General features: G+C 52.3%; 4 protein-coding genes. 2 read left to right on the top strand and 2 right to left on the bottom strand.

Translation table 11 applies throughout. The annotated features are described in order from the left end of the window. The first annotated feature begins 726 nt into the window (after positions 1 to 726). Together HBH25_RS23125 and HBH25_RS22745 are read left to right on the top strand one after the other, a co-directional pair. Positions 727 to 1,374, top strand: coding sequence for a hypothetical protein (locus HBH25_RS23125; protein ID WP_218585521.1), 648 nt, complete (start codon positions 727 to 729; stop codon positions 1,372 to 1,374). A gap of 1,364 nt (positions 1,375 to 2,738) precedes the next feature. Next, on the top strand, positions 2,739 to 3,401 hold the full coding sequence (locus tag HBH25_RS22745) for a hypothetical protein (protein ID WP_168086204.1): 663 nt from the start codon (positions 2,739 to 2,741) through the stop codon (positions 3,399 to 3,401). 257 nt (positions 3,402 to 3,658) lie between these two features. Here HBH25_RS22745 and HBH25_RS22740 read toward each other — a convergent pair whose 3' ends face one another. After that, on the bottom strand, positions 3,659 to 4,855 hold the full coding sequence (locus HBH25_RS22740) for an IS91 family transposase (protein WP_168086203.1): 1,197 nt from the start codon (positions 4,853 to 4,855) through the stop codon (positions 3,659 to 3,661). A gap of 21 nt (positions 4,856 to 4,876) precedes the next feature. After that, positions 4,877 to 5,608 carry a hypothetical protein gene (locus HBH25_RS23120; protein WP_218585520.1) on the bottom strand — a complete coding sequence of 244 codons (732 nt, stop codon included), beginning with the start codon at positions 5,606 to 5,608 and terminating at the stop codon, positions 4,877 to 4,879. Between the last annotated feature and the right edge of the window lie 274 nt (positions 5,609 to 5,882).

Raw genomic sequence — 5,882 nt, 5'->3', positions numbered from 1 at the left:
CTGATCCGTTGAGCGCGCTGGACAAACTGTTAGCGTCGGCAGCCAGCAGGACCAAGTAACACCCTTACTTTGCCCGAAAACCTTATCCGCTCACGCGGAGGCCTTGTCACGCCTGCGATTTGAGGGGAAATTCTGCCCCGATGGAAGCACCGGCACGCGGCATCAGGACGGTTCTAAAAGTGCGCAAATCGGCTCCAAAATCACACCAGTGTTGGCCACCCCAGGCCATTTCTGTGGATAGCTTGAAATAACTGAAATTTTATACCCCTTTCAGTAACCCCCTCCGGGTAGAAACATTGCTTTGAGAGGTGGCTAAGCACCTCACAGAGCGGTAATGCTCGCGCATTTCGTGCCTACGGCACGGCGCGAAACGGTGACTTGACCTCCGTGATAAAGCCCGTCTAAGCGGCCCAGGACGGCACAGCCGTCCTGCCCTGGCCTACGGCCACCCTTCGGGCGCTAAGACCCGGATACATCGCCCCCAGGCGGCTACGCCACCTGCCGGCTCAACCGGGCGCGTGTGCGCGCGGGCTTTCAAACCCTATACCGCTTTATCAGCCGTCATGTGCCTTCAGTGAAGGCATGCGTTTTGGAGGCATTGCCTGGCTGCAGGAAAGCTGTGACGCCACTGGCCCCAGGGCACTGCCAAGGCGAGCCTAAAACACCTGGCGTCAGGGGGAGTCCTGAAATAGAATAGGTGCGTTAAATGCACTTAGGATATCAGCTGTGAGCGCAAAATCGGCCTACCCCAAAGGGGACTTTCGACGCCTGCTGGCGGTACTGGGTGCCATTGAGGAAATCGAGCAAGCCACGTTGGTGAAAGTGGCGACCAGGACTGGCCTCGACAAAAAGACGGTGATTCACCTGGTCGCGCAGGCTTGGGAGCAGGTCAAAGTCGAAATCAGCAAGGTAGGGCCGGTCTACACGTTGGTGGACTGGGGGCCTGTTATTCAACCCGCTGCTGGCAGGCTGGCATTGGAAGGCGCGTTGATAACGCCTGTGGTGTCCAACGCTGACCTGATCGAACCCCTTGGCCACCGCTGGGTAGCCTGTACCGATGCGTTCCCCTGGAACGATTGTTTTGGCAGGCTGCGCTATGTGGTGTACAGCCCCAGTTACGGTGGGGAACTGATGGTCTGTTCGTTTGACCTGGATAGGCCGCACTGGTGGAGCGAGTCGCTGGAAATGGGCGTCAGCGGGGTTACGCATTGGCGCCTGGCCAGGGGAGACGAGTGTGAGCCCACTGTGCCAGGTGGGCCACCGCCCGCTGCGTCAGAAGTCGATGCCCTGGACCTGGTGCCGCTGCGCAACTGGTGGAACTGGTATCGTCAGGAAAAGCGCATCACGACAGAACACTGTGATGAATTAGGCTGAAATCCAAAACCTTTCAAACAAACAAACAAACAAACAAACAAACAAAGCAACGCAAGGCCATGCCTGCACAGCTTGTATGTCTTCAGGTATGCCAGTTTCGTCAGACGTAAAAAAACCGCCCTAGCAAGCTAGGACGGCCTGTAACGTCACCAGCCTATTGCCTTACGGCAGGTAGTCTTGGTGATCGCGGATGAACTGCCAGGCTGATTTGAGCATGCTCAAAATCCGCAGGGCACTCCATACGCGGCTCAGCATATTTAGCAAATGCTTCATACGCTATGGCCTCCGAGTAGGTCGGCCATTCTTCCACCGTCTGTGCTAGGCCTCGACGGCTTTGGAAACGAGTGACTGTAACCAGCGGAAGGGTAGCCTAGGGGATGGCCCTTCTGAAGATCGCCTAGCACAGGTTTCTCAGGCCTGTGTCAGAAGGGATGGTACTGCGAAATCGTTACTTCCCAGCCCCTACCAATGTGGTACAAATCGCACGTAAGCGGCCTCATCATACCGTATCTACAACGCTTGCAAAGCGTGTCATGGCTGCGTCGATGAGCGCGGGTGAAAGCCCGTGAAGTAGGGTGTGAAGCGATGAATGACATAGACATTGCCATAATCGTTATTTATGATCGATCTCAGTGACTGTAACCAGTGGAACCGCAGGTTGAGGCTCTCAACCTGACCTGCAAAGAAAAGCCGCCCTTCTCAGGCGGTTTTTTTTTGCCTTTGAATTTTTCCACGGTGCCGCGTCAGACCACTGGAGGCTCGCGCTCTACCTCTCCAGGCGCAGTCAGCGGCTGGCCTGTTTGTTTGGGCCAGCGGCAAGATCCGCTTTCACCTCGGCATACGTCGCGTCTACCCATCCGTACAGCTGGTCAGTGACTGACTGCGGCAGCACTTCAACAGTCTCGATACCAAACACGAATCCATAAGGGGTCGCTTCAGAATTCGGAAAATAAAGCACTTTAAGAGCAAACCTGCCAGGTTAAAGCCTAAGAACCTAGGTCAGGAGCGTCAGACATGGCCAAAATTGGCCTTAATCTGACGCTTTTTGGTGTCTCTTCTGACGTTATTTGAGGTTTAGCCCAAATTGACATTTTGAGAATGATAGCAAAATATATAACTTACTTAGCTATCTAACTATATTTGTCCGATTTCCTGCACAGCCGTAATTTATAATATACGGATCCAATATTGGAACTTATTACAGTCTTGTGACCACCTAGGGGCGCTTCAAGATATTTTATAGATTAAAGGGAGATAAATGTGGACGCCTCTAGAGTCAACCAATACACAACCGGACCTTTCGCGGGTCCTAGTATTGATGAGGATCAACCTAAAGAAAATGCAAGCGTACGCACCAGCGTTAAATGCTTAGAAATTATTCTCCTACAGCATTTGAAGATGCTATCAAAAACCGTTTGCTAAAATCTGCTCGCTCTAAAGCAGCGAACGTACTAGACAAATTGGGGTCTCAAAAAATTCCTGCTGCTGTCGCCAAGGAACGGCCATTGCCGCTTGGTTTGCCTGAAGAGCTATTGAAAACTGCTGCCAGGCCAACTCAAAGTAGCCCTGCGAAAAAAGACTTAGAAAACGTATACTTACCTTCAACTACCGAGCAGAGCGGAAAAGAGGGAAGCCCAGATTCTATCAGCTCATGGATAAAGTTAAGTCAATTTAGCTCCGCCGCTGATTACTCGGAAAATCTTCTTAGCAAGATGGGATTTAATATTGCAAGGCAATATATCAACAGCGAGCCGCAGGGTAAGCAATTGATGCTGTGCGGTGTACTGGTGAATGATATTATCAAGCAGGTTCAGCAAGAGAAGGCTAAGCCGATCTCCATGGATGAAGAGACAAACTCGTCTACTTTGGAAAAAAGTATACGCTCTGCTATGGAAATTTTGGTAGAAAAAGATAGCGAACAACCAGGCGAAGAATATGCTTTTTCGGATCTCATGATGAAGCTTGAAAATTTCCGTCGCGGAAATAACTTGGGATATTCGACTAGTTGGGGCGCGGAAGACGTATAACCTATTAAGTTACAGCCGAAGTACTAAAAGGATGGCAGGGTCTTACCCCTGCCATTTTTCAATTTTTTACCCTTGATGTATAGGAATTTCAAAAATTCCTACGCATCAAGAAGAAGCTCCAGACAAGAGCGTTACGACACGATTGACCTGGGCGAATCAGAAGCCAGAGGGTAAATTCAAGCGGCTTTCACTGTAACCTCCTGATCGGGAGGTGGTTTTTAGCCCTAAACCTGCACTGCGGACGCACCTTCCCCGTATCACGGTTTCACGTACCTCATCCGCGCAATGGCGTAGGCATGGATCACCAACCCCTTTACCGTCAGCCCACTGATCGCCGCCGCGTACACCATCTTCGCCCCGCACAGCACGCAGCTGAACGGATCGATGTTTAAAAACGCTTTGGCCATCTGCGCGAAATACAGCTTCGGCGCCGGGTCTGGTTTCGCCATCTCCAGCGCTTCATACACCTTCGGCAGGTACTGCCCGCACACACGGTTGGCTAGAAATCTAAAATACCGGATCATCCGAAAATGCTTCTCCGGGATGTGCTGCACTACCCGACGCAGCATGTCGGCCTGGCTCACCGATTCCTGCTGATAGGTCTGTGTGCGGTGATCCAGGTAAGTGAAGCTCAACGAGGCCCCGGACGTGTAATGGGCCAGACGACTGCCCGAGATTGGCGGTTTCTTCAGGTAGCGGCCCAGGTAATTCACCGTTTTTCTGCCGTTTTCTGTCTTCTTCGACAGATAAATGTGCCAGTGCTGACCGCCTGCTGTGAGCACCAGGTTTCGCCAGTCAATTTCACAGGTGATATGCGTCAGCTCCGGCGGCATTGTGATCTGACCCCAATGCTCCAACAGATGATTGCGCACATTCCACATCCAACGACGACGCATTGCCTTTTCGTGAAACGCGATATTTTTCCAGACGTCCTGCTCATCCAGGCCACCAGCAGTGGCCGACAGGTGTACATGAGGGTGCCAGTTGAGCCGTCGACCGTAGGTATGGATCGCTCCAAACAGCCCAATGCGCAGACCCCGCCGTTTTCCCGCATACAGCAGGTTATCAGCGGCCAGGCGGCACAGCGCATCGAGTAGGCCACGGTTATGAAAGAACACCAGCCACAGCGTGTCGGGCAGCGTGAACACCAGGTGGTACCAGGCGCAATCAGGCAAGCGGTTATTCTGGACGGCGATCCACTGATCGGTGGCCTTTTTGCCGCACGAGGGACAGGCCCGGCAGTGACACGTGTGGCACAGGTATTTGACGTGGGGACAGCGGTCACTGGCGCAGGTGTAGTGCTTCACGCCCAGGATCGAGGTACCGCAGGCCAGCATTTTGCTCACCGACTCCACTTCGATGTCGCGCAGACCGCCAGTCTCCAGCATGGCCGCCCAGCACCCATTGGCCGTGAACAGGTTTCTCAAAGGGCGAGGTTTGAAGCTGGCTGGCATGGGGGCGTCGAACCGTAATCGTTAGGCGTTTTTCGTTTCCGCCGCCTTGACCATCGCACGAACACGGCTTTGCCTCATGCTTAATGCGCTTTTGGAAATCATCTCGCCTGTCGCAGGATCCATTACCTTCTTTCTCTTAGACAGTGCATTTCTAGAAATTTTTTCGCCTGTTTCCGGATCTTTTACCTGCTGGCGTGAATATAGCGCGCTCCTAGAAATCATTTCGCCTGTGGCGGGATCCATCACCTTGCGTCGATTATTTAGCGTGTACCTGGGAATCATTTTTCCTGTTTCCGGATCTTTTATCTTCTTGCGATTATAAAGCGCGCGGTAGGAAACTCTTTCGCCTGTGTCCGGATCTACTACCTTCTTACGCCAATACCATGCAGATTTGGAAATTACCTCACCTGTTTCAGGATCAATTACTTTTTGTCGGCTACGCAGCATGCCCACAGTGATCATTTCGCCTGTGTTCGGGTCCTTTACCTTTCTCCGCGAATGCAGCGTGCCTTTAGAAACTATTTCGCCTGTGTCTGGATCAGTTACTTTCTGCCGTCTACGCAGGGTGCTTAGTTTGATCGTTTCGCCTGTTTCCGGATCTATTACCTTTTGGCGATTACGCAACGCAGCCAAGGTGATTATCCTTTCTGGATTATCAGGGTCTTGCACCCGTCTGCTATTTGAGCCTTTGATTAGCCCAGCATTAGCACCTGGACTGTGCTGTGAAAGAGTGCTTGATTGAGAGGAATTCATCGCCGCCTAGCCTTCTAAAGGGTTGTGATGTTACCAACATGGTCACTGGATCCCGATCAGTGGCTAGGATGGCCTGAGAGGTTCCGAAAATAGAATCGGGTCAGCAGAAGCCTTGGGACAGCAGACTGTTTGGGAGGGAACACGAACCCGATTTGCAGCCGCAGGCTGCCAAGTTCATGTGTAGGAATTTCAAAGATGCCTACACATGAAGAGGAGGCTCCAGACAAGAGCGTTACGGCACGATCAGCCTGTGCGGGGCAGAAGCCGGATAGCG

It is taken from the genome of Pseudomonas quercus, from assembly GCF_012033695.1.
Classification (GTDB): Bacteria; Pseudomonadota; Gammaproteobacteria; order Pseudomonadales; family Pseudomonadaceae; genus Aquipseudomonas; species Aquipseudomonas quercus.
Note: the sequence above shows the minus strand (reverse complement) of the source record. Positions and strands in the feature narration are given on the sequence as shown.

What these genes read in the sequence shown, in the direction of transcription:
- HBH25_RS22745 (WP_168086204.1), top strand. Translation starts at nt 2,739, where the DNA reads ATGCTTAGAAATTATTCTCCTACAGCATTTGAAGATGCTATCAAAAAC.
- HBH25_RS22740 (WP_168086203.1), bottom strand. Translation starts at nt 4,855, where the DNA reads ATGCCAGCCAGCTTCAAACCTCGCCCTTTGAGAAACCTGTTCACGGCC.
- HBH25_RS23120 (WP_218585520.1), bottom strand. Translation starts at nt 5,608, where the DNA reads ATGAATTCCTCTCAATCAAGCACTCTTTCACAGCACAGTCCAGGTGCT.